This is a genomic window from Acinetobacter sp. MD2 (assembly GCF_035615575.1).
Lineage (GTDB): Bacteria > Pseudomonadota > Gammaproteobacteria > Pseudomonadales > Moraxellaceae > Acinetobacter.
The window spans coordinates 22443-48017 of sequence record NZ_VTDK01000008.1 but is presented as its reverse complement, the minus strand read 5'-3'; the positions used below and the strand labels follow the sequence as shown (position 1 = coordinate 48017).

23 protein-coding genes are annotated in these 25575 nt (G+C 40.3%); 7 read left to right on the top strand and 16 right to left on the bottom strand.

Translation table 11 applies throughout. From position 1 onward, the window contains the following. Nucleotides 1-55: 55 nt before the first annotated feature. From FXN70_RS10840 to FXN70_RS10810, 7 genes are all read right to left on the bottom strand, one after another. Nucleotides 56-643, bottom strand: coding sequence for a tetratricopeptide repeat protein (locus FXN70_RS10840; protein WP_324647481.1), 588 nt, complete (start codon nt 641-643; stop codon nt 56-58). Next, nucleotides 640-1233 (bottom strand): methionine biosynthesis protein MetW, encoded by a 594-nt coding sequence (metW, locus tag FXN70_RS10835; protein ID WP_324647480.1) that lies wholly within the window; start codon nt 1231-1233, stop codon nt 640-642. The genes FXN70_RS10840 and metW overlap by 4 nt, the downstream gene beginning before the upstream one ends. Beyond that, nucleotides 1233-2393, bottom strand: coding sequence for a homoserine O-succinyltransferase MetX (gene metX, locus FXN70_RS10830; protein ID WP_324647479.1), 1161 nt, complete (start codon nt 2391-2393; stop codon nt 1233-1235). The genes metW and metX overlap by 1 nt, the downstream gene beginning before the upstream one ends. Nucleotides 2394-2490: 97 nt before the next feature. Further along, nucleotides 2491-4188 carry a 2-isopropylmalate synthase gene (gene leuA, locus FXN70_RS10825; RefSeq protein WP_324647478.1) on the bottom strand — a complete coding sequence of 566 codons (1698 nt, stop codon included), beginning with the start codon at nt 4186-4188 and terminating at the stop codon, nt 2491-2493. 373 nt (nt 4189-4561) lie between these two features. Continuing rightward, nucleotides 4562-5668: an alpha-hydroxy acid oxidase gene (locus FXN70_RS10820; RefSeq protein ID WP_324647477.1), complete on the bottom strand. Its 1107-nt coding sequence runs from the start codon at nt 5666-5668 to the stop codon at nt 4562-4564. After that, nucleotides 5668-6351, bottom strand: a complete 684-nt coding sequence (locus FXN70_RS10815; RefSeq protein WP_324647476.1) for a Fe2+-dependent dioxygenase — start codon at nt 6349-6351, stop codon at nt 5668-5670. Before FXN70_RS10815 ends, FXN70_RS10820 begins: the two co-directional genes overlap by 1 nt. Nucleotides 6352-6463: 112 nt before the next feature. Beyond that, complete coding sequence (locus FXN70_RS10810; protein ID WP_324647475.1) at nt 6464-8659, bottom strand: TonB-dependent siderophore receptor; 2196 nt, start codon at nt 8657-8659, stop codon at nt 6464-6466. Between the two features lie 502 nt (nt 8660-9161). Here FXN70_RS10810 and tig point away from each other — a divergent pair. Next, on the top strand, nt 9162-10496 hold the full coding sequence (gene tig, locus FXN70_RS10805) for a trigger factor (RefSeq protein ID WP_324647474.1): 1335 nt from the start codon (nt 9162-9164) through the stop codon (nt 10494-10496). Nucleotides 10497-10568: 72 nt separating this feature from the next. Here the strand turns inward: tig and FXN70_RS10800 are convergent, their stop codons facing one another. Beyond that, a complete protein-coding gene (locus FXN70_RS10800; RefSeq protein WP_324647473.1) occupies nt 10569-10922 on the bottom strand; it encodes a hypothetical protein in 354 nt (117 codons plus the stop codon). Between the two features lie 286 nt (nt 10923-11208). On the opposite strand from FXN70_RS10800, the gene clpP reads away from it, so the two are divergent. Then, nucleotides 11209-11814 carry an ATP-dependent Clp endopeptidase proteolytic subunit ClpP gene (clpP, locus tag FXN70_RS10795; RefSeq protein WP_324647472.1) on the top strand — a complete coding sequence of 202 codons (606 nt, stop codon included), beginning with the start codon at nt 11209-11211 and terminating at the stop codon, nt 11812-11814. Between the two features lie 25 nt (nt 11815-11839). After that, nucleotides 11840-13141, top strand: a complete 1302-nt coding sequence (gene clpX, locus FXN70_RS10790; protein WP_324647471.1) for an ATP-dependent Clp protease ATP-binding subunit ClpX — start codon at nt 11840-11842, stop codon at nt 13139-13141. 63 nt (nt 13142-13204) lie between these two features. Here clpX and FXN70_RS10785 read toward each other — a convergent pair whose 3' ends face one another. The 3 genes from FXN70_RS10785 to FXN70_RS10775 form a co-directional block, all read right to left on the bottom strand. Next, on the bottom strand, nt 13205-13768 hold the full coding sequence (locus FXN70_RS10785) for a DUF2059 domain-containing protein (protein WP_324647470.1): 564 nt from the start codon (nt 13766-13768) through the stop codon (nt 13205-13207). A 174-nt stretch (nt 13769-13942) separates the two neighbouring features. Next, on the bottom strand, nt 13943-14359 hold the full coding sequence (locus FXN70_RS10780) for a DUF2059 domain-containing protein (protein WP_324647469.1): 417 nt from the start codon (nt 14357-14359) through the stop codon (nt 13943-13945). A gap of 88 nt (nt 14360-14447) precedes the next feature. After that, nucleotides 14448-15971: a fumarate hydratase gene (locus tag FXN70_RS10775; RefSeq protein ID WP_324647468.1), complete on the bottom strand. Its 1524-nt coding sequence runs from the start codon at nt 15969-15971 to the stop codon at nt 14448-14450. Nucleotides 15972-16147: 176 nt separating this feature from the next. Here FXN70_RS10775 and FXN70_RS10770 point away from each other — a divergent pair, with 176 nt between their 5' ends. Continuing rightward, entirely contained in the window at nt 16148-16855 is a 708-nt protein-coding gene (locus FXN70_RS10770) for an aspartate/glutamate racemase family protein (RefSeq protein ID WP_324647467.1), read from the top strand. Here FXN70_RS10770 and FXN70_RS10765 read toward each other — a convergent pair. Next, nucleotides 16829-17776 carry a LysR family transcriptional regulator gene (locus tag FXN70_RS10765; RefSeq protein WP_324647466.1) on the bottom strand — a complete coding sequence of 316 codons (948 nt, stop codon included), beginning with the start codon at nt 17774-17776 and terminating at the stop codon, nt 16829-16831. The two genes, FXN70_RS10770 and FXN70_RS10765, sit on opposite strands and share 27 nt — an antisense overlap. 115 nt (nt 17777-17891) lie before the next feature. Between FXN70_RS10765 and FXN70_RS10760 the strand changes: the two genes are divergently transcribed. Then, nucleotides 17892-18347 (top strand): GNAT family N-acetyltransferase, encoded by a 456-nt coding sequence (locus FXN70_RS10760; protein WP_324647465.1) that lies wholly within the window; start codon nt 17892-17894, stop codon nt 18345-18347. Between the two features lie 105 nt (nt 18348-18452). Here the strand turns inward: FXN70_RS10760 and FXN70_RS10755 are convergent, their stop codons facing one another. Both FXN70_RS10755 and aspS read right to left on the bottom strand, forming a co-directional pair. Next, nucleotides 18453-18671: a hypothetical protein gene (locus FXN70_RS10755; RefSeq protein WP_324647464.1), complete on the bottom strand. Its 219-nt coding sequence runs from the start codon at nt 18669-18671 to the stop codon at nt 18453-18455. Nucleotides 18672-18786: 115 nt separating this feature from the next. Then, complete coding sequence (gene aspS, locus FXN70_RS10750; protein ID WP_324647462.1) at nt 18787-20568, bottom strand: aspartate--tRNA ligase; 1782 nt, start codon at nt 20566-20568, stop codon at nt 18787-18789. 307 nt (nt 20569-20875) lie between these two features. On the opposite strand from aspS, the gene FXN70_RS10745 reads away from it, so the two are divergent. Further along, a complete protein-coding gene (locus FXN70_RS10745) occupies nt 20876-22885 on the top strand; it encodes a TonB-dependent receptor domain-containing protein (RefSeq protein WP_324647461.1) in 2010 nt (669 codons plus the stop codon). A gap of 98 nt (nt 22886-22983) precedes the next feature. After that, nucleotides 22984-24450, top strand: a complete 1467-nt coding sequence (locus FXN70_RS10740) for a phospholipase D-like domain-containing protein (RefSeq protein WP_324647500.1) — start codon at nt 22984-22986, stop codon at nt 24448-24450. 67 nt (nt 24451-24517) lie between these two features. Here FXN70_RS10740 and FXN70_RS10735 read toward each other — a convergent pair whose 3' ends face one another. Continuing rightward, complete coding sequence (locus tag FXN70_RS10735; RefSeq protein ID WP_324647460.1) at nt 24518-24964, bottom strand: hypothetical protein; 447 nt, start codon at nt 24962-24964, stop codon at nt 24518-24520. A gap of 66 nt (nt 24965-25030) precedes the next feature. After that, on the bottom strand, nt 25031-25516 hold the full coding sequence (locus FXN70_RS10730; RefSeq protein WP_324647459.1) for a phosphate-starvation-inducible protein PsiE: 486 nt from the start codon (nt 25514-25516) through the stop codon (nt 25031-25033). Nucleotides 25517-25575: the final 59 nt, after the last annotated feature.

The following is a 25575-nucleotide window of genomic DNA, read 5'->3' as shown; positions in this document are numbered from 1 at the left end:
TAAAAACAAAAGACACCCTCAGGTGTCTTTGCTTATACACTTCATTTAAGTGAACTTATTGTGCTTGAATCCATTTGTCGGCACGGTCAACTGCCTGACGAATTTGTTCAGGGGTTAAGTTCGCAGCCAAAGCAGTTTTCTTGGTTTGTGACATATCAATAACTTTGTTGTCTAACATGCCATCACGCGTTGAAAGCTCATACCACTGGTAAGCGCCCATGTAGTTCTTTTTGTGCTCGTCCATTAACGCCAAATTAAAGCTGGCGCGGTTGTCGCCGTGGCTGGCTGCTTTTTCAAGATAGGTGCGTGCTTGAGATTCACTTTTCGCCGTGCCTATGCCATCAACCAGCATACGCCCAACGTTTAACTGCGCTGCTGCAACGCCTTGATCGGCCGCTTTTTTATACCATGCAAAGGCTTGGTTGACATCTTTTGGCGCATCTTTACCAAATTGATAACGGGTTGCAACATAGAATTGTGCCGCCGCTTGTCCTGCTTTGGCTTCTTCTAATAATTGATTAAAACTCATGGTAGAGTAGCGTGCAGCTAAAGCTGAAGTTGACTGCTGTGATGGAAGATAATCAGCATGGGTTTGAATGCTGATCATGCCAAACAAAAGAGTACCAAGAACAAATTTTTTCATAGGGCGCTTACTCGATAAATTGCGACTTCACCAAATAAGTTTGGAAGACGTTTACTGAGTAAACTGTCTTTTTGATTCCCATTCACGGCGAGTCGATTAATAATCTTAATCTGATTTTCTGCACAAAGTGCTTCAAAATCCCGAAAAGTACATAAATGAATATTCGGGGTGTTATACCACATGTAAGGTAATGTTTCAGAAACAGGCATCATTCCTTTAAGTGCAAGGAAAGAACGTGTCTTCCAATGCGCAAAGTTTGGAAAAGTAATGATGGCTTGTTTCCCTACACGCACCATGTCGCGTAATAAAACATCAGGAGCATCAACAGCTTGCAACGCCTGTGCCATGACCACGTAATCAAAAGATTGGTCAGCAAAGCGATGTAAGCCTAAGTTGAGGTCTTGTTGTATAATATTTAAGCCTCGACTGACAGCAATTGCAATCTTTTCTTGATCAATTTCTAGTCCATAAGCACGAATATCGTGTTTTTGGCTTAAATGGGCCAATAATTCTCCATCGCCACAGCCTAAATCTAAAATGCTTGCCCCAGGTGTAATCCATCTTTCTGCCAATTGCTGATCTAAACGCATTACACAGCCTCCTTCGTTTGGGCAAGGTGTTGCTCACCGCCTAAAAAGGCGCGTAATGATTTAACATACAACGGAATTGGGAATAAAAATGAGTCGTGACCTTGTTCTGCTTCAATATCTAAATAGCTGACGGGTTTGTGGTTACTAATGAGTGCATCGACAATTTCTTGTGAGCGTTGTGGGGTAAAACGCCAATCGGTGGTAAAGGACACCACCAAGAAACGGCACGTGGTATTGGCCATCGCTTTTTGTAAGGACTGTTCGTATTCACGCGAAGGGTCGAAATAGTCCAAAGCTTTGGTCATAATTAAATAGGTATTGGCATCGAAGTTTCGGCTAAATTGCTCACCTTGATAACGCAAATAACTTTCGACCTGAAACTCGACATCGAAACCATACATAAATTTGCCCGACTTTAAGTCACGGCCAAATTTTTGTTTCATAGCTTCTTCAGATAAATAGGTAATATGACCGACCATGCGCGCTAAAATTAAACCGCGTTTCGGGTAACTGTCGTGTTCTAAATAACGCCCTTGATGAAAATCGGGGTCGGATAAAATAGACTGACGTGCGACTTCATTAAAGGCAATATTTTGTGCTGACAGTTTAGGTGCACTGGCAATGATCACGCATTTTTTTAAACGGTTTGGATAGTCCACCGACCATTGTAGTGCTTGCATACCACCAAGCGAACCACCAATAATGGCATACCAAATATTGATGCCTAAGCGGTCAGATAACATTGCTTGGGTTTTGACCCAGTCGCGTACCGTCACTAAAGGAAAATCGGGGCCATAAGGCAAATTGTCATTTTCCGGATTCGGCGATACAGGACCCGTTGAGCCACTACATCCACCAATATTATTGAGTGCAACTACAAAAAACCGATTGGTATCGATGGCTTTATTTGGGCCAATACAAGCATCCCACCAACCTGCTTTTTTATCTTCAGCATGATGATAACCCGCAGCATGATGATGTCCTGACAACGCATGGCAAATTAAAATGGCATTGGATTTGTCGGCATTGAGTGTGCCATAAGTTTCGACCATCAATTCAAAACGTGGTAAAACTCGGCCACACTCTAGTTCAAGTGGCGCTTCAAAAGCGTATTTTTGCGGGGTGACTAAACCCACCGAGTCAGCGGAAGAAAAAGACACGAGTATCTGTCGCCTTAATTTAGTTTTAAGTTTTAACAAGCAGCTAAGCAGAAAAAGGATACCAGTTTAGGTATCCTTTTTAAATCATTTTTAAAGATTAGACGGTTTCAGAAACCATGTCTTCTGTGCGAAGTAAGCCTTGTTCGATTAAACGATTGGCGCAGGCAAAAATCGCTTCAATCGATGAGGTGACGGTGTTGTCATGAATGCCGGCACCGAAGGCACTTTTACCTGAACCTTTGACTTGTAATTCAACTAAGGTTAAGGCTTTGGCATGCGCACCCGAACTAATGCTACGTTCTTCATAATTTAATACATCAATGGGCAATTGAAGCGCGTTGACAATGGCTGAAATTGGGCCGTTGCCTTCACCACGTAAGTGCTGAATTTCACCGTCAATTTCAATCTCGACATCAATAATTTGGCTGCCATTTTCGTCAGATAATTTATAGTTGCGCGCAACATAATTTTTATCTTTAATCGACACATACGTGCTTTGGAACAAGCCCCAAATTTCGGTTGCTGAAATTTCTTTGGCGGTGGTGTCGGTGTGTTCTTGGACCACTTGGCTAAATTCGATTTGCAAACGGCGTGGCAACACGACGTTATAGTTCGACTCAAGTAAGTACGCGATACCGCCTTTGCCTGATTGGCTATTCACGCGAATGACTGCATCGTAGTCACGGCCCAAATCTTTCGGGTCGATCGGTAAATACGGCATATCCCAAATGTCTTGATTTTTTTGGAATTCGAAGCCTTTTTTAATGGCATCTTGGTGCGAACCTGAGAATGCAGTAAAGACCAAATCGCCCGCGTACGGATGACGTGGATGCACAGGCAACCCTGTACATTCTTCAACAGTTGCAATAATTTCGTTAATGTTCGAGAAATCTAAGTTTGGCGCAACGCCTTGGCTATACATATTTAAAGCAATGGCTGCGACATCGACATTGCCTGTACGTTCGCCATTTCCAAACACACAGCCTTCAACACGGTCAGCACCTGCCATAAGGGCAAGTTCAGAAGCGGCAATACCACAGCCGCGGTCGTTATGGCAATGTACCGAAATAATCACGCCGTCACGGCGGGCAAGGTTGCGGTGCATCCATTCAATTTGGTCGGCATAGACATTAGGTGTTGAAACTTCAACCGTTGCGGGTAAGTTTAAAATCACTTTATTTTCTGGTGATGCTTCCCAAATTTCAGTCACGGCATCGCAGACTTCTTTCGCGACTTCAAGTTCAGTTGCGCTAAAGCATTCAGGGCTATATTGGAAAATCCAGTCGGTTGCAGGTTGTTTTTCTGCATATTCTCTGACTTTTTGCGCAGCATTCATCGCCAATTTTTTTGCGCCTGCTACATCCACATTTAATACTTTTTGGCGGAAGGTGGGCGAGTTTGAATTATAGATATGAACGATGGCACGTTTTGCCCCTTCAAGTGCCTCAAACGTACGGGCAATTAAATGGTCGCGGGCTTGAACTAAAACTTCAATATAAACATCGTCAGGAATGTGATTTTCTTCAATTAATTTACGAGTGAAATCAAAGTCAATTTGTGAGGCAGAAGGGAAGCCAATCTCGATATGTTTAAACCCAATTTTGACCAACATTTGGAACATTTTGAATTTTTGTTCCATATCCATTGGCTCAAAAATCGCTTGGTTACCATCACGTAGGTCTGTACTCATCCAAATGGGCGCTTGGTTAATTTCTTTATTTGGCCATTGGCGGTCGGGTAAATCGACACGTTGGTACATACGGCGGTATTTTTTGCTTGGGTCTGCCAACATCATGGGATTGCTCCTTGCTTGTAGTTTTGCACTGGGGTAATGGCAATAGCTACTTTTAAATATGGTGTGTTAAATCTAGATTTCAATTGCTTAACGGATTGCTGAGTCAAAATAAGACACTAAAGCCATTGTGATCAGTGCTCTAAGGGTATTAGAGTTGAAACAAAGAGATCGGGTCAATCTAGCAAGCTTTACGAACTTGAATCATAAGCAATTATGCACAACACGTTTAAGTACGAGCAATGTCATCACAACAAGTTAGGTGCAATACATCGCAGTACATTTACTTCTATTATAATAAAGCAGTGGCTTGGGAAATATTTACCGAATTTAATCTTAAAGCCAAAGCTTTAGAAAATATTTTGCACAAATTAATTTATTCTCGATAAATATGCTCGCTATTAATCTCTTTTAAGGTTGATGTTCCCATTAAAGCCATAGTTACCTCAAATTCTTCCAATATGCAGCGAATGACGTGTGCCACACCTAAGGCGCCAGCGGTTGCCAGTCCATAAATATAAGGACGACCGATTAAAACAGCTGAAGCACCTAAGGCAATCGCTTTAAAAACATCGCTGCCACGGCGGATACCGCCATCGTAAAGTACCGGAATATGGCTTGGAATGTGACGCTTAATCATTTCTAATGCGGTGAGTGGTGAAATGGTGGTATCTAAGATCCGCCCGCCATGATTCGACACAATAATGCTTTGAACGCCAAGTTCAATGGCGCGTTTTGCATCTGCTGGATGCAGAATACCTTTTAAGATAACGGGTAGTGGCGTATTTTTGACCAGCCATGCAATATCGTCCCATTGCGGTGCAATTTTCATCAGCCCATTAAATAACGGATGTTCAGTCGGGGAAACTTGAGGGAAATCGATATGCGTTGGTGTATGCGGATGCTGCATGCCTTCGGGTAGTTGAAAACCGAGTTTTCGCTCGCGGTCGCGAATGCCAACATGTGGTGCGTCAACCGTCACCACAATTGCTTTAAAGCCGTGTTGTTCTGCTTGTTGAATCAGCGGATACGATTTTTCTTTTGAACCTTGCCAATACAATTGAAACCATTTGTAGGGATTTTCGATATTCAATTGATCCATCGCGGTATTGGTAAAGTTACTTAAAATATAGTTACTTTGCATCACTTCAGCCGCCAGTGCCGTAGCTGCTTCGCCTTGTGGATGAAACAATTGTTGATGACCAATCGGCGCTAAAAAAATCGGATGCGGATAACGTTGTCCAAACAATTCAACAGCAGTATGTCCTTGGGTTAAATTATTTAAATGACGTGGAATGAGTTGTAGTTGTTCAAATTGTCGAGGATTATTTTGAACACTTATCTCTTGCATTGCACCGCCAGACAAATATCCCCAAACATCGGCACTTAAATGCTGTTGGGCTTGCTGTTCATAATCGAAAACGGTTTGTAGATGTGCAGGAATTTGAGTGAGTGCAGCTAAAGGTGAGTGGGAGATTGTCATTATATATCTCCCCACTGGCGCAGTAAGTTGTGGTAATGATTGGTTAAATTCAGAACTTCTTCACAATCGCCTATTTTTTGTTTTAGTGCAATAATAGTCATGTCGAGATTAAATAACATCGAACGCTGCCAATCATCTTTCACGATACTTTGCATCCATGTAAAAGTGGCAATACGAGCGCCCTTAGTAACAGCCTCCACACGGTGTAAACTCGTGGCAGGATAAACAATTGCATCACCTGCATCTAACTTAACTTCATGGCTGCCATAAGAATCTTCAATGATTAATTCACCGCCTTCGTATTCATTCGGTTCAGATAAAAACAATGTCATTGAAACATCGGTACGAATAGGGGTGTGATCAAGCCGTGACCATTGCACCGCATTATCAACATGATTGCCATAGTGTCCACCATCCTGATATCGATTGAACATCGGCGGCAGAATATTTTTCGGTAAGGCAAAAGATTGAATCAGAATATTATTTTTAATTGCCGCTGCAATAAAGCCACTTAGGTCTTGGTAGAGCTCACTTTGTGTATCTATTTGCAAATTGTTTTTTATTTTTGTGGCTTGATGACCTGCAGTTTTTGTCCCAGAAATCCATTGTTCATCGGCTTGCATAGCCGCTCGAATTTGGGTGACTTGTGCCTTGGTTAGTACATTGGGAACATGCAGCATCATGGTGAAATTTCCTCTTGCAAAACCATGTTGATGTAAAAAACCAGTGAAACGAATTTCACTGGTTAAGTGTTGATGATATGCGATCTTAAAGCATAATCAATATTGTTATGAATTAGTACTTAAAGTTTACTGCAAGTACTGCATTACGGCCATCACCTTCAAAAGCGTAATGTGCTGCATGTGCACTTGTGAAATAACGCTTGTCAGTAATATTGTTGATGTTTAACTGCAAGTTTACGTTGTCATTCACGTTATATTTTGCCATTGCATTATAAATGGTGTATGCAGGTAAATATTTTGGTGTTGCCGTCGCACTGCCACTGTTCACATAAACATCATCTTTATATTGTGCACCTGCACCTAATGTTAACTTTGGTAAGACTTTATATGTTGACCATAAGGTTGCACTGTTTTTGGCAACATAGGGAATTGGACCGCCTGTTGGAATTGCTGCGCCACGAGAATAACCTGCACTCTTAAGTTCACTATCGAGGTAGCTATAGCCTGCTGCCACTTCCCATTTATCAGTGATGTGCCCATTTAAGCCAATTTCAAAACCATCAACTTGGCTGTCACCCACATTTGAGATAAAGCCCGCTGAATCTGTGATACGAGTATTTTGCTTTTCGGTTCGGAAAATAGCTGCGGTGATATTGGCACGTTTATTCAAAATATCCCACTTGGTACCAACTTCAAAGGTGCGGGCTTTTTCTGGTTTTAAATCATTAATAGTAATCCCGACAGCTGACTCGCTGCTGTCACCTTGACCAACACCTACAGGATTGGCAGAAGTAGCATAGCTTGCATAAATACTGCCATTTTCGGTTGGTTTAAAAATTAAACCTGCTTGATAGCTAAAGAAATCGCTATCGCTATCAATCATGGTACCTGCTGCTGTGGTACCAGAAGCAGTATTATATTTGGCTTGCGTATTAAATTTATCCCAACGAAGTCCGAGATTCATTAACCATTGTGGGGTAAATTCAATACTATCTAATGTATAAAGGCCAACAGTACGACTACGTGTTGTAGTAACTGCTGTATTTGAGATACGGTTTCCAATAACCGCAGGATTATCAGGATTAGTTAAACTGGTACACCAATAACTTACAGCCGTACACGTCGTTGAAGTCGCCGTATTTGTATAACTATAAGATCCCATGTTTGTTGATTGGTAGCTCCATTCAACCCCAGTATTAAATGAATGTTTAATTGAACCTGTATTGAACTTACCTCTTAGTGCAAGTTGGTCTGAGTACGCGTCGGTATCAGAAATACGTGTTAAGGCATGACCACGATAGACATAGCCATTGATCACATTGCCTTTAGAGTCATCTGAGTTGGTATAAACATAATTAGTTTGAGATTTACTATAGGTTGCAACATTAGACAAGGTCAAATTATCATTAAAGTCATGCTCTAATTTTAATGTTCCAATATGATTTTCACGTTTATCAAAGTCGCGATTTTTCCAACCGTAATACATTCCTTGTTTAACTGAAACTGGCTTACCACCTACGGTTGGGAATGGAATTCCTGCATCGGGTTCATCATTGCTTTGTAAATAATAATAGCTGAGCAAGCCACGCGTATCCGAGCCTAAGCCCCATGCAATACTTGGGGCAATCCCAACGCGGTTGTATTCAGCACCATTACTTTCACCAGGTTTGTCATTTTGATGTCCCATGACAACCACACGTCCTGCAACGCCATTACCAAAGTCTTTGTTGGCATCAAGCATGATATGACGATAATCATCGGTACCGCCTGCAATTGTACCTTGATAAGTATTGCCTTGATGCGCTTGTTTGGTAATTAAGTTGACACTACCACCGACACCACCACCGCCAGAAAGGGTCGAACTTGAACCTTTAGTGACTTCTACTTGTTCGATGGCAAACATATCACGGTTCTGCACAGTTGCATTGCGAACACCATCAACATAAATTGAAGATTGTGCGCTATAACCACGAATATAAGGTGTATCACCAAAAGGAGTACCACCTTCACCTGCGGCAAAAGTAATCCCCGGTACATTTTGTAAGGCTTGGGTTAAAGAGTTGGCACTAGTTTCTTGTAATAATTTTTGAGAAACAACAGCAACAGACTTTGGCGTATCTAAGAGAGGAGCGATATATTTGGTATTTGCGGATTGATCAACCTTAACACTGTCATCACTTTTTTGCGCTTGTGCATGAATAGTAGGTAGCTGTGCGACCTCATCTGCAAAAGTTGTTGTTGCAAATAATGATAAAGATGAGGCGATTGCAGAAGAAACGAGCTTCTTGCGAGTTTTAATCAGTGACATAGGTGGCTCTAGCATATTAGATGTTAAAAATTTGTTAAATCTTAATAATAATTGTTATTAATAGCACTATTTTTAAATCGAAAAAAGCGATTGAATTGTGTGTAAAATGTGGATATTTTGATGTTTGAAATCACATTTTTATTTTAAGCCTTTGAATTATTTGGAAATTGAAAAGTTGAATTATGGTTGGCTTAATTAACGTAAATTAAAATGATAATGTTTATCATTTTAATATTTTCTTAAGATTCTCTGAATAAACCGAAATTTAAAAATTTTTGAGGAAGAGCATTATGGTAAGCATTGCCTAGCTACTTTTGATTTTCTCTCATGTAAAAAAGGAAGTGAAAGATAAAGATTCAGAACAGTCGTTTGCATTCTTACTGTGCGTGATTCATCCTCAAAAAGGATGTTTTACTGAAATTTGAGCAAAATTTTGTATATCTTGTCATGTTGGCTTATACTAGACGACTTTTAAAATTTGCTACTAATCATTGAGGAAGCCATGCAAGTAACGACTGAAGCGGTTTCGGGCGTTGCCCGTCGTTTAAACGTATCTGTACCGACGAGCCGTATTAATGAGCAATTTGAAGCTCGTTTAAAGCGCACTGCTAAAACTGCCAAAATCAACGGCTTCCGTGCAGGAAAAGTACCTGTAAATGTTGTACGCCGTGAATATGGTGCTGGGATTTACCAAGAAGTTGTTAACGACATTATTCGTGACAGCGTATTTGAAGCTATTCAACAAGAAAAAATCAATGCTGTTGGCATGCCAAACATTGAAAAAGTTGAAAACAAAGAAGACGCTTTAGTATTTGAAGCAACTGTTGAAGTTTACCCAGAAGTTGAAGTAAACGCATTTGATAGCTTGGAAGTTGAACGTAAATCAACTGAAATCAACGACAAAGACGTTGATGTAATGCTTGAAAACCTTCAAAAGCAACGTGCGACTTGGGCTGAAACCAAAGGCATGGCGAAAAAAGACATGCAAGTGACTTTCGACTTCGAAGGTTCTGTTGACGGTGAAAAATTTGAAGGCGGTTCTGCTGAAGATTTTAAACTGGTATTAGGCGCTGGTCGCATGATTCCTGGTTTTGAAGATGGCATCGTAGGCATGAAAAAAGGCGAAGAGAAAGTTATTGATGTAACTTTCCCTGAAGACTATCAAGCTGAAAACCTTGCTGGTAAAGCAGCTCAATTCAAAATCACAGTTAAACTTGTTGAAAAACAAAAACTTCCTGAAATTGATGCTGAATTTTTGACGATCTTTGGTTTAACTGAAGAAGAAGGCGTAGAAAAATTAAAAGCTGACGTTCGTAAAAACATGGAACGTGAAGTGAAAAATGGTCTACGTAACCAAGTAAAATCAGCTGCATTTGATGCGCTTGTTGCTGCAAATGAAATTGAAGTTCCTGCTGCAATGGTTGCCCAAGAAATTGACCGCCAACGTCAACAAATGATTCAGCAATTTACACAGCAGTTTGGTGCACAAGGTGCAAAAGCATTTGACTCAAGCATGTTGCCAGATGATTTGTTCAAAGAACAAGCTGAGAAATCAGTTAAACTTGGCGTATTGGTAAGCAAAGTATTGGCTGATGCTAAACTTGAAGTTGACCAAACTCGTGTAGATGCATATATCAATGACATGGCATCTTCTTATGAAGATCCAACAGAAGTAGTTGAATACTTCAAAAATGATGCACAACAACGTCAACAAATTGAAGCTGTTGTGTTAGAAGACCAAGTTGTGGATCACATCTTAGCTTCTGCAAAAGTAACAGAAACAGTTGTATCTTATGAAGAATTGTTGAAAGAGCAACAAGCTCGTCAACAAGGCTAATCTTTAGCTGTTGATGTAAAAAAGGCGCATTGATTGCGCCTTTTTTATTGAATGGAAATTGGTTTTGATCATTTAAGTATAATCGTTGGCATTTGGTTCAATGAGTGGTTTACCATCATTTAAACTGACGACAGCATCCGAATTTAAACTTAGTTTTAGTAGATGTTGAACTGAATCAATAATATAGCTTTGAATAATTTTTTGGTCACCTTGCAATGTTTCTACTTTATATTCGTCTGCAATATTTAAAATACCATCTAAATTGGTTGTGGCTGATGCGGTGTCGTTGTGAAATAAATTTTTGAGGGTTTCGGTAGAAATCTCTAAATTTGCGGTAGGGTGCTGTTTGATGTATTGCTGCACATGACGAATAAGTAGTTGTGCAAATAAAAAATAATTAGGTTTATGGGTAAATTCTAAATTCATATGTTGTCCTTTTACTGTTATTAAATTTTTAATGACTAAAAATAAGTCTAATTTAAAATAGTCGTATGTTGTGAAACAAAATTATATTTTTTGTATATCAACTTTATTTTTTTATGAGCAATGTGTCTAGAATTGAAATCATCCAAATTACTGATGATTTGTAAAATTTGTGTTTTTTTCAGTAGGATCGGGCAATTAAATCAGCAATATTTTTTGCAATTTTGATGTTTATCCCTCATATTGTTGTCATAGTTTTGGTCATAAAAATTTAGGAATAAATAAACGTATGTATGTTCCAAATATTGAAAATGCTTTAGTTCCTATGGTTGTTGAGCAATCGTCTCGTGGTGAACGTTCATTTGATATTTTTTCACGTTTACTCAGAGAACGTGTAATTTTCTTAACAGGTGAAGTTGAAGATAATATGGCGAACTTAATTGTCGCACAAATGTTATTTTTAGAAGCAGAAAATCCTGATAAAGATATTCATCTTTATATTAACTCGCCAGGCGGTTCGGTTACAGCAGGTATGGCAATTTACGATACCATGCAGTTTATCAAACCCGATGTGTCGACCATTTGTATGGGCCAAGCGGCTTCAATGGGCGCATTTTTGTTAAATGCAGGTGCGAAGGGCAAACGTTATTGTTTAGACAATGCTCGTGTAATGATTCATCAGCCTTTAGGTGGCTTCCGTGGCCAAGCTTCTGATATTGAAATTCATGCCCGTGAAATTTTGTTCATTAAAGAGCGTTTGAACCGTTTAATGGCAGAGCATAGCGGTCAAGACTATGAAACGCTTGCACGTGATACAGACCGTGACAATTTTATGACAGCACAAGCTGCTAAAGATTACGGTTTAGTTGATGCTGTATTAACAAAACGTCCATAATTCAAAAGATTAAACTGGAGACATTATGTCCGAACATCCTCAAGGACAAAAAAATTGTTCATTTTGCGGTAAAACGCAGTCTGAAGTCGGGAAACTGATTGCAGGTGAGGACGCCTACATTTGTAATGAATGTGTGGATGTATGCTTAGACTTGGTACAAACCAGTCAAGAAGTAAATGCTGGCGACTGGGCGAACCGTCCTTTGCCAAAACCTCATGAAATTCGTGCTGCGCTAGATCAATACGTTATTGGTCAGGATACTGCAAAGAAAACGCTTTCGGTTGCGGTGTATAACCATTATAAGCGTTTAAAAACCAGTCAGACTGAGCGTAAGCATGATGATGTAGAAATTGCAAAAAGTAATATTTTACTTGTGGGCCCAACGGGTTCAGGTAAAACATTATTGGCGCAAACACTTGCACGTTTACTGGATGTGCCATTTGCAATGGCCGATGCCACCACCTTAACCGAAGCGGGTTATGTGGGTGAAGATGTTGAAAACATCGTGCAAAAATTATTGCAAAAAGCCGATTACGATGTAGAAAAAGCCCAAAAAGGCATTATCTATATTGATGAGATTGATAAGATTACTCGTAAATCTGAAAATCCATCTATTACTCGTGATGTTTCAGGCGAAGGCGTACAACAAGCTTTGCTTAAGATGATTGAAGGCACGGTTGCATCTATTCCACCACAAGGCGGACGTAAGCACCCACAGCAAGAATTCATTCAAATCGACACTTCAAATATCTTATTTATTTGTGGTGGTGCATTTTCAGGCTTAGAAAAAATTGTCCAACAACGTCAAGAAAAGGGCGGAATGGGCTTTAATGCCGAAGTGAAAAAGAAAGATGACAGCAAAAAACTGTCGGAACTCTTTAGCCAAGTTGAAGCAACCGATTTGGTGAAATTCGGCTTAATTCCTGAATTCATTGGACGTTTGCCTGTTATTGCAACGTTAGAAGAACTTGATGAAGCGGCACTCATGCAAATTTTGACTGAGCCAAAAAATGCGTTAACCCGTCAATATGAACATTTATTCGATATGGAAAATGTCGACTTAGTGTTTGAAGATGATGCATTACGTGCTGTGGCGAAAAAAGCCCTAGAGCGTAATACGGGTGCGCGTGGTTTGCGTTCAATTTTAGAAAATGCGTTGCTTGAGACTATGTATGATTTACCAAGTCGTACCGATGTGGGCACAGTTGTAGTGACATCTGCGGTGATTAACGATAAAGCGATGCCTGAATTTAAAACTGAGCGTTGTAAAGTGGTGAATACAGATGAGAAAAAAGACTTAAAAGTGGTCGATTCTAAATCTGCTTAAACCCATCGTTGAAATAAAAAACGCGCATTCATGCGCGTTTTTTTATTGTTGATTGATATGCCATTATTTTGCTGTTTTTCCAGTTTTAGCTTGCTTAGGTAATGTTTTAAAGATTGCTTCAACTTGTTGTTGCAATTGTACTTTTTGTGCGTCAGTCAGCATGCCTTTTTGTATCGCTTGAGTCATTTCTTGCATAGTTTGTTGCATAATTACAGGCGTTTTTGCATTAATTGACTGGCCTTCAGGGGTTTTTAAAAAGCGAATATATGCTTGAACTTCTTCTTCCGTGAAACTCTGTTGATAAATATTGCGAATCATTTGTTCAGTATTCAAATTTTTGAAGATATTACTCATCATATCTTGAAGAAGAGCAGTCATTTTTTGAACGGCTTCAAGGTCTTGTGCAGTTAAGGTTTGGTGCCCTGTATATTTTTGCACACCATCACGTGCTTGTTGCTCAAACACTGGGTGCATAGCTTGCGTAGAGTCTTTTAGCATTTTGTCGACTTGTACCAATTGCATTAGCTGTTCAACTGAAGCGGGCTTTACAGGGCTTGCAAAACTGGTGCTGCTATAGGCACTGAACGCGAGAACTAAGCCAAGCGATAAATGTTTTAATTTTAACATCAGATATTGTCCTAAAAGATATTGCTGTTTTTATTTAGAGCAAAATAATATATGAATTTTTGGTTTTATTGAATAATTTTATCAGGGAAAACCAGTTGGTTATACAGCAGCCGTAATCACGAAAATCTAAAAAGCGCATTTAAACCAATGTTTATGTGCGCTCATTTTGGTGTATTAATTACTATCGACCCCTAGCATTTTAAACAGGCCATTGCTGATGGTGCTATTGCTCATCATATTTTTAATCACCACTTCATAGGTTTGTTGGCTCAAATACGGCATTTTTTGCGACAGTGTTTGACCTTCTGGTGTGGCATAAAAACGATTCAATGCTTGGATTTCTTCTTCGGTTAAATTCTGTTGATAAAGCTGTTTTAGTTGTGGTTCAACCGATGTCCAAAATTGTTCTTTGTCTAGCCCTAGCATTTTGAGTTGCTGTGGTTTAACCATTGATTGAGTATTTTGCTTGATTTGTAAAACATCGAACAGTTTATCAATTGAAGTTGGGGAGGCGGGAGTGGCATGACTGAAGTTAAACCAGAACAAACCACCCAGTAATGCAATAATTTGGCTTATACTTTTTAATTGCATGCTCATGTTCCAAAAAGAAGATGGCCATTAATGTAAATAAAAAAACACGCCAAGTGGCGTGTTTTTTGCTGTATTTGAGTTACTGTATTTATGCAGTTGCGTCAATTACAGGAATTTTGCCAATTTTTTCTTGCCAAATTTTTGGTGCAATCGCATGAATAGAGGTACCGTTTACATCTACTGCAACCGAAACAGGCATATCTTCTACTACAAATTTGTAGATTGCTTCCATACCTAAGTCGGCAAATGCCACCACTTCCGCTTCACGGACTGCTTTAGAAACAAGATAGGCTGCACCGCCCACTGCCATAAGGTACGTGGCTTGGTTATCTTTAATTGCTTCAATTGCCGCAGGGCCGCGGTCAGCTTTACCAATCATGCCAAACAAGCCAGTTGCTTCTAATACTTGACGGGTAAATTTGTCCATACGGGTTGCAGTTGTTGGACCAGCAGGGCCAACCACTTCGTCACCCACTGGGTCGACAGGGCCAACGTAGTAAATGAATTTACCTTTTAAATCGACAGGGAGTTCTTCGCCATTATTAAGCATATCAACCATGCGTTTATGCGCAGCGTCACGACCTGTATAAATCGTACCGTTTAATAATAAAGTATCGCCCGGTTTCCAAGCATTCATTTCTTCTTGGGTAATGGTGTCTAAATTCACGCGTTTAGATTGTGAAGAATCCCAAGTCACCGAAGGATAATCTTCCAATTTTGGTGCTTGAATGTGTGCAACACCTGAACCATCAAGTTGGAAATGTGCATGACGTGTCGCCGCACAGTTAGGAATCATGCCAACAGGCTTACCTGCTGCATGGCACGGATAATCTTTAATTTTAATGTCTAAAACAGTGGTTAAGCCACCCAAACCTTGTGCGCCAATGCCCAACGCATTGACTTTTTCGAAGATTTCAATCCGAAGTTCTTCCATTTTGCTTTGTGGGCCACGACGGAGTAATTCGTCCATGTTAATTTCTTCCATGAGCGCTTCTTTGGCAAGCATCATAGCTTTTTCAGCCGTTCCACCAATACCAATCCCGAGCATTCCTGGAGGACACCAACCTGCACCCATTGTCGGTACAGTTTTAAGTACCCAATCGACAATCGAGTCAGATGGATTAAGCATCGCAAGTTTAGATTTATTTTCTGAACCGCCACCTTTGGCTGCAACCGTAATATCCACTTTATTGCCCGGTACGAGCTTGTAGTGAATCACCGCAGGGGTGTTGTCTTTGGTATTTTTACGACCAAACGCGGGGTCTGCCAAAACCGATGCACGAAGTACGTTACTGTTTTCTAAATAACCTTGGCGTACACCTTCGTTAATGGCATCATCTAAGCTCATCGTGAGGTCAAATTTAACATCTAAACCCACTTCAAGGAAAACGTTCACGATTCCTGTATCTTGGCAAATTGGGCGATGTCCTTCTGCACACATGCGTGAGTTAATCAGAATTTGGGCAATCGCATCTTTTGCTGCTTTATTTTCTTCACGGTCATACGCACGGCTCATCGCCTGAATAAAATCTTGCGGATGATAGTATGAAATGAATTGAAGTGCATCCTTGACTGATGTGATCAAGTCGTCTTGTTTGATGATTGTTGTCATAACAAATTTCTCTTGAGCGGGCTGTTAGCTAGCGGGATAAATTATATGACAAAATGGCATTGCTGTGGGTGCTTTTGCAGAGATTTTCAGCAGCGTAATGTGGGTGTTGAAATGAATGAAATAATGAGATGGTCAAATAAACTTAAATAAAAACAGTGTAATTTTAGGAATGTGCGATGAAAACGATTGGTCTGTTAGGTGGCATGAGTTGGGAGTCTTCTGCGTTGTATTATCAAAAAATTAATCAGCACATACACACCCAATTGGGTGGGTTTCATTCTGCCAAGCTTATTTTACTCAGTGTCGACTTTGCTTATATCGAGGAATTACAAAAGCAAGCCTTATGGGAACAAGCAGGGCATTATTTGGCGGAACAAGCGCAAAAGTTAGTGCTGGCTGGGGCAGATTGTATTGTGCTATGTACCAATACTATGCACAAAGTTGCAGCAACAATTGAAGCCACTATTTCAATTCCTTTTTTACATATTGCCGATGCGACAGCGCTGAATATTTTGCAAACTGGATGCAACCGAGTGGGGTTATTAGGTACAGCATTTACCATGGAACAGGATTTTTATCGTGCACGTTTAGAGGAGCAAGGCATTCAAGTTTTGATTCCCAATACGGTGCAACGAAAAGTGGTACATGATGTGATTTATAACGAACTTTGTTTAGGGCAGGTCAATACTGCATCTAAACAACAATATATTGAAATTGTTGAAGACTTAATTACCAAAGGTGCTCAAGGCATCATTTTAGGTTGTACCGAAATTTGTATGCTGATTGGGGATGTCAATTTTTCAGTGCCGACATTTGATACCACTACAATACATGCCCAAGCTGCTGTAAATTTTGCATTAACTGACAAGGTCAAAACGCTCTAGCTGTGTGGGAAGGTGATGCTGTTGCAGTGCGTGTTGTATGTTTTGCAGTTGCCCCATTAGCGCTTGGTTAAAAATTTCAACCAATGCCGATTTTGGCCGATGATTGGCTCGAACAAGGTTTAAGGTAAAGGGAATGGAAAAGCTTAAAGGTCGCCATGCTAAGCCCTGATTGACATAATCGAGCATCACCAACGGATTCACAATCGATATGCCAAGCCCTTGTTGAACTAACTTACAAATGGTATGGGCACTTTGGGTTTCAATTGAAATTTTACGCTGAATATTAGCTTGTGCAAAAATGGCATCAATGTGCTTACGATAGGGATCTTGTGCGCTAAAAGAAATAAATCCCACATCATTAAAATCTTCAAGGTTTAAACAGGCTTTGGCAAGTAAAGGATGTCCTTGCGGTAAAATACACACTTCTTGGCTAGTAAATGTAACTTGTAGCGATGTTCCTGTAGGAATAATTTGGCTCTCGATTAAGCCCAAATGAAACTGTTGTGAGGAAAGCTGACTTTCAATAAAAGGCGATTCAAGCGGGGTCATTGAAATTGAGCTTTGTGGTGCTTGGGCTTTAAAGTCAGCCACAGTTTTTGGCAATATCGTAGTGGCTAAAAAAGGCAAGCAGCAAAGTTGTAATGTACCGAATTGATGTTGCTGAATCTGTTGTGCAGTGTGAATAATCCGTTCTAAGCCAATATGCGATTGCATGACTTCTTCATAGAGGGTAAAAGCCGCTTCGGTTGGGTGGATTTTGGCACTTTTACGCTCAAACAATTGAAAGCCACATACATGTTCAAGGCGAGAAATTTCACGGCTAATGGTTGGTTGAGAGGTAAATAATAACTGTGCTGCTGCGGTAATGCTGCCAGTTTTCATCACCGCTTGGAAAATCTCGATCTGACGATAATCAAACATCGCAATACCATATCAAAAATGAATGAAGTGACTAAAAATAAGTATTTTTAGATATAAGCTGATTTCGCCATACTTTAGTGCATAACGCAATAGACATGATTCACTAGAGGTTTCAATGAGCAATTTAGATTTGAATATTCGATCAGCACAGTTAAGCGATATTGAAGTATTGGCCGATCTGTTTAATCAATATCGGGCATTTTATGGTCAAGCTGAAGATTGTGCTGTGGCACGGCAATTTTTACAGGCACATTTAAACAATGACACCTCACAAATTTATGTGGCAGAAATTGAAAACCAACTGGCTGGTTTTGTGCAGTTGTATCCTTCGTGGTCGTCTTTGTCTATGGGACGAATTTGGCAGATTAATGATTTATTTGTACAGCAAAATTTTCGTCAATTGGGCATCGCTAAAAAATTGATGAATCAAGCGATTGCTTTTGCCAAGCAGCAAGGTGCTGTTTATGTCGGCTTAGAAACAGGCAAAGAAAATTTTGTGGCGCAACGGCTTTATCAACAATTGGGCTTTGAAATTGATTATGAAAATTATCATTTATACTTCACATTTTAAGTATAAATGCTTATTGAAGCAGGGTAAGGGCTAAGGTAAATATTGCCATTGCCCTGTAAGAAGGCACTTTAAGAAAGTGTGTCTGTAATCATGTAAATTGCTAGATTATGAATTATCCGGATTACCCTTTGTGACCATATAAATTAAGGCACAGAAGATAAAGAGGGCAGCAGATAGGCTGCTGACACAAAAATATAAAATACGTTGATAAGTGGTAATGTTGAGCAATTCATTATGAATAATGTAGTTCATAATGCACCATTGCACCAATGAAAATACAATTACAACTAAAGAGCGTCGGCGGACTTCTGGGCGCATTGCCATCATCATTTACCTATTATCAAACAAGCCAAGTATTATGCCATTTTTAAAATTTAATCTCAATGAACAAAAAAATAGCCCGACCGAAGTCGAGCTAAGTGCTTAGCAAAGCATGAACTTATTCAGCTTCTTTTTTCGCTTGTTCACGCACACGAATACCTAAGTCACGTAGTTGATTTGGTTCAACAGGTGCAGGTGCTTGTGTTAATGGACATTCAGCGGTTTTGGTTTTCGGGAATGCAATCACATCACGAATCGACGCAGCGCCAGTCATTAACATGACTAAACGGTCTAAACCAAAGGCTAAACCACCGTGTGGAGGTGCACCATAACGTAATGCATTCAGTAAGAAACTGAATTTTTCTTCAGCTTCTTCTTCAGAAATACCTAAAGCTTCAAAAATTGCTTTTTGCATTTCTAATGTATAAATACGTAACGAACCACCACCAATTTCAGTGCCGTTTAATACCATATCGTAAGCAACAGAAAGAGCTGCACCAGGGTTTACTTTTACTTCTTCTACAGAAGATTTTGGCAATGTGAATGGATGGTGAACTGATGTCCATTTACCATCGTCAGTTTCTTCAAACATTGGGAAGTCAACTACCCAAAGTGGCGCCCACTCAGAAGTTGCAAGGTTTAAATCGTGACCGATTTTAACGCGCAGCGCACCCATTGCATCATTCACAACTTTGGCTTTATCTGCACCAAAGAACACGATGTCGCCGTTTTCAGCGCCAACACGTTTAAGAAGGTCAAGCACGATTGGTTCGATGAACTTTACGATTGGCGATTGTAAGCCTTCAATGCCTTTTTCAAGCTCATTAACTTTAATGTACGCCAAGCCTTTTGCACCATAGATACCAACAAATTTGGTATATTCGTCAATTGCAGAACGCGGCAATGCACCTGCGCCCGGTACACGAAGTGCTACAATACGACCTTTAGGGTCTTTTGCAGGGCCAGCAAAGACTTTAAATTCAACGTCTTGCATAAGGTCTGCAACATCAACCAATTTTAATGGAATACGCATGTCTGGTTTATCAGACGCATAATCACGCATTGCATCGGCATAGGTCATGCGGTCGAATTTATCGAACTTCACACCAAGCAAATCGTTAAATAATTTAACGGTCATGCCTTCCATCAAATCCATAATGTCATCATCATTTAAGAATGATGTTTCAATGTCGATTTGGGTAAATTCAGGCTGACGATCCGCACGTAAATCTTCGTCACGGAAACATTTTGCAATTTGGTAATAACGATCAATACCACCTACCATCAACAATTGTTTGAATAATTGTGGTGATTGTGGAAGTGCGTAAAAACTACCATTTTGAACACGGCTTGGGACTAAATAGTCACGCGCACCTTCAGGTGTTGCACGGGTCAAAATTGGTGTTTCAACGTCTAAGAAACCGTTATCGTCTAAATAGTTACGAATTAACGTGGTCGCTTTAGAACGTAAACGTAAACGCTCTAACATTTCTGGACGGCGAATATCTAAGAAACGGAATTTTAAACGGTGTTCTTCAGAAACATTGATATTGTCGTCATTTAATGGGAATGGCGGCGTTTCAGATTGTGCGAGAACTTCAATTTCTTTGCCTAAAACCTCAATTTGACCACTCACCATATTGGCATTTTCGGTGCCTTCATAGCGACGACGAACACGACCTGTGATTTTAAGGACAAATTCTGAACGTACTTTGTCGGCAGTTGCAAATGCTTCTGGGGTATCTGGGTCGATAACCACTTGAACGAGACCATCGCGGTCACGCATGTCTAGGAAAATTACACCACCGTGGTCACGGCGACGGTGTACCCATCCGCAAAGTGTTACGGTTTGGTCAATTTGGGCTTCTGTTAAAGAGCCGCAGTAATGAGTTCGCATCATAATTTTAAAAATCCAAACTATATTGGCTGTAAGGGCGTATACGTAAACAGCGTACCGCAAGTGAATCGAAGATTATGCCTTTTTCAATCTATTCGCTCAAGGTTTAGTTCAAAAAACTCAATAAAAGCCGACTGTTCGCTGCCATTATTGATTGTGCTTTTGAAAGTTGCCTTTGCTTGCAATGAAACGTGGCACTTAAAAAGGATTTTTGTTGAATGATTCATGTTGGAGTCATGACGAAAGTTCTTGTATCTGTATCACATTGTTATGTTATATTATAACCATTGGTTTTCTTGAGTATGTGCCGATGGCAAATTTGAAGCAATATTGGATTCTTTCTTTACTGGCATGTTCTGTGCAACAAGTTATGGCAGCGCAAGTAGATTCTACAGATACGGTAAGCTTGCCGACCTTATCTTTTCATGCGGTTGCAGCAAAGCCTGAGTCGACACAGATTTTGACACAGCAACAATTGCTTCAAGGTGGCAGTACGATTGGGAATGCATTAAATGGTTTAGCCGGCATTTACTCTGCACAATATACTGGCGGTGTCAGCCGTCCTGTTATGCGTGGGCAAGATGGTGCGCGCGTTAAAATCACCCAAAACGGCGGCGATGCACTCGATGTTTCATCAGTTTCTCCAGATCATGCAGTCACGGTCGATCCAAATTCTGCAGACAAAATTGAAGTGCTGACCGGCCCTGAAACCTTAATGTATGGTGCAGGTTCTGTAGGTGGCTTGGTGAATGTGGAAGATCATAAAATCCCGACCAAAATGCCAGATAACGGTTATGAAGGACGTGTTGGCGTGCGTTATAACACGGGCGATGATGGTTTGATTTATTCAGGCGATACCACTATTGGTTTAGGTAGCCAAGTTGCATTAAATGTAGGTGGTTTAAAACGAGATGCAAACGACTACATTTTGCCGCGCGATTTACAACAAACAGACTCACGTCGTGAAAACAGTACCTTTGCCGACTCTAAAGATTATCATGCGGGGCTGTCATGGATTTACGACCGTGGTTTTACTGGTATTTCGTTTAGCCAACGCCATGATCAATACGGTATTCCGGGGGATGTGGATTCAGCTTGGGAACCGGATCAGCAGATGAAGTTAAGTATTCCTGTGCAACTTGATGACGATGAAGCTGAAAGTTCATCTTGGATTAATTTAAAGCAAAAACGTTATGATTTTAAAACCCAATTGGATAATCCATTTGCAGGGTTTAGTCGAATAACCGCACAGGCCAATCGTACAACCTATCAACATGCCGAAATGGATGGTGATACACCTGCAACGCTCTTTCATAGTACTGGCACAGATGCCCGTATTGTCCTCGATAATAATCCGTGGGCAGGTTGGAATGGGCAGTTCGGATTGCAATATACCAGTCAGGCATTAAGCATTGACGGTGAAGAAGCCTTAATGGCAGCAACCAATAGCAAGCGTTATAGTCTGTTTGGCTTACAGCAAAAACAATTTGGCGATGTCACGGCAAAAGTTTCGACACGTATCGATCAGCAAGAAATCACTGTCGATTCAGACCAGAAGAACTTTAACGGTACAGCGTATTCTGCCGCAGGTGAATTGGCTTGGGAATTTGTGCCGAACCATAAACTAACCTTTGATGTATCGCATCAAGAACGTTTACCTTTGGCGCAAGAACTTTATTCTAATGGCGGTTTACATGGCCCAACCAAAAGTTTCGAATTTGGTAACGACTCGCTTAGCGCAGAAAAATCGAATAACGTCAGTTTAGGGGTTCATGGCGATCAAGATGCGCTGCATTATAACCTAAGCATTTATCATAATTGGTTTGATAACTTTATTTACGCCAACACAATCGATCAAAAAGGTGATTTCCGTTCGGTGTATTATCAACAAACTGCGGCGCGTTTTTATGGTGCAGATGCCGATGTGAGTTACCAATTTACGCCAGTGTGGAATGTCGGTGTGTTTGGTGATTATGTTCGTGGAAAATTAGAGGGTAACGGTAACGCACCGCGTGTGCCGGGTGGTCGTGTTGGAACACGCATTAATGCCAACTTTGCCGATGGTTATAATCTAAATGCTGAATATTCACATGTGTTTAATCAAGCAGATATTGCCGATTATGAAACAGCGACCCAAGGCTATAATATGCTTAATTTGGGCTTCGGGTATAAAGGAGTGATCAATGCAAAAACTGGATATAATCTTTATCTGAAAGCCAATAACCTGCTCGATGCCAAAGTTTATCAACATGAATCATTCTTAGCCAATGTGCCACAAATGGGGCGTAATTTGACGGTGGGTGTTGATTTTAACTTTTAAAATTGATGTGTTTTACAGTGGTGATGAGCTTCATCACCAAATTCAACTTGAAAAAATGAGACAAAAAACCTAGCCTGAGTCTATTCGGTTAGGTTTTTATCTATATGTTTCAACGATTACATAAAAAATTAAATTGGTCAAAACGTCGTTATTTAGGCTTAGTTATTGGCGCGTTGATGGTTGGCTATATTGGCTCGGCGGTGTATCAAACAGTGAAACCCTTACCGCAAGGTTTAGACTTTGCAGGGAAACTGCGCCCAACGCAGGTGCAATTTATCAGTGATCAAACCTATGTAGATGCACAGGGCAAACAGCAGCTTAATCAGCATATTTTTGATCAAATGTTATCGTTAATTCAGCAAGCCAAGCAAACCATTGTGTTAGATCAATTCTTATTTAATGCCGAAGTGGGCAATTCTAAACAACAGCACCGTGCGTTGATGCAGCAATTGGTCGATGCCTTAGTGCAAAAACGTCAGCAAAATCCCAATATTCAGATTGATTTTATTACCGATCCGATTAATTCGATGTATGGTGGCATTGCACCTGAGCAGTATCGAAAATTACAGCAGGCTGGGGTTAATTTAATTGAAAGTAATTTATTGCCGTTACGCGCATCGAATCCAGTTTGGTCGGGTTTTTGGTATTTGTGCTGTCAGGACATTAAAAATAACCCTGAATCAGGGTGGTTGCCGAATCCGGTTGGGCAAGGCAAAGTCAGTCTGCGCAGCTATTTAGCACTACTGAATTTTAAAGCCAATCATCGTAAAACTTTGGTGGTCGATACCGATGACGGTTGGAAAGCATTGGTTTCATCGATGAATCCGCACGATGGAAGCTCACGGCATGACAACGTGGCGTTATTAATTTCAGGGCAAACCGCAGTGGATGTTTTAAATAGTGAACAGCCTGTGGCAAACATGTCCAAAGCCGATAATTTTCCAACGGTGATTGTTGGCGATACGCCTGCAAATCCAACGCTGCCACAAGCGCAAGTGCTGACAGAACAAGCCATTTATCGTACAGCTTTACAGATGATTGAACAGGCTAAGCCATCCGATCAGCTTAATTTAGCCATGTTTTATTTGTCTGAACGCAACATTATTAATGCACTAAAACAGGCGAAACAACGCGGTGTTGTGGTTCAAGTGCTCCTTGACCCGAATAAAGATGCGTTTGGTCGGCAAAAAAATGGTATTCCAAATCGCCAAGTCGCATCGGAGTTAGATAAAGCAGGTGTGAATGTGCGTTGGTGTGACACGCAAGGTGAGCAGTGCCACAGTAAAATGTTGCTTAAAATTGGTAAAACCAACAGTGAATTATTGTTGGGTTCTGCCAATTTTACCGCGCGTAATTTAAAAAATTATAATTTAGAAACTGATGTGCATGTGCTAGGTGCATCCACAGGCGCAGTTTTTAAGGACGCAGCGCAATATTTTAATACGGCATGGTTGAACTTAAATGGTCGCCAAATGAGTGTGGATTATGCCAAATATGCCGATGAGTCCACATTTAAATATTGGATGTATCGCTTTATGGAATGGTCGGGGATCTCGACTTTTTAAATGCTTAAATGTGAATAAAGCACCTTGACGCATCAAGGTGCTTGTTTATACCGTTTAATCTAGGTGCTTAGCGATCAGGTGAAATAAGTTGATCCAAGGCTTTATCATCTAATTGATCTAATTCAGTTAAATCGGTTTGAATTTTCCACTGTGCCTCATCGGCAACAGGGTTTGGCAAACGTCCCTCTAACCAATCACAAATCACATCGGGTGAAAAATCGGCGTGATTGCATTGAATCACCCATGCTAAAAATTCTTGTGGACCACCGTTCATATACGGTGGGGGAGATACTGGAAAAAATTGCGTTGGTAAACGCTCATTGGTCGATAAGTAATTCAGCACATGCCCGAGTTCTTGCACCGTTTGCCATGCCAAAGCATGTTCGGTATTGATATGAAATTTAAACCACCATGCATTTTTACCATCTGTGCCATGCGCCACAATGCCATGCGCTTGAACGCTTGGAACGTTGCTAAAAAATTGAGATAAGCGTTCAAAGCTAAGTTCAGACATTGATTTTTCCTTTACTAGTTTAGTCATTATGTCTGGCATAGTTTAATTCAAATCTAGCAAGATCGCTTATGCCAATTCATCATCTTGAGGTTGCAGTTTTTTGCTGTTCGCTTCATTTTTTTCTTTAATGGCAGATGGATAATGCCAAGATGCATAGCGCACAATAAGAATTGCCACGGCCAAAATTAAAATTGAGCCTGTGACAATCAATAAATCGAGTGAAGCTTTATGGTCGTGTTGAATGACAGAAATGAGTAGTCGCGTTAGTGCGGTAATTGCTACATAAATCAAGAATCTTACAGGCATATGATTGGTTTTAAAATAAATTCCAACCATCGCACCGAGTTCTAAATAAATAAAAAGTAGCAGAATGTCGTCAATACTGGCATAGTTTTTTTCGGTAAAAATATCGAAAGTGGTATGTGCCGCAGACCAAGCAATCATACAGCCAATAATAAACAGTGCCAAATAATGAAAAGCTTCTACCGCTAAGTTGCCAAGGTGGTCTAAGTTTTGCTGTAATTTGTGGAATTTATCTTTAGAATCAGACATCTGTCATATACTTATGTGGCTGAGATTAAGTATTCATCATGCCTGAAAAATTATCATTA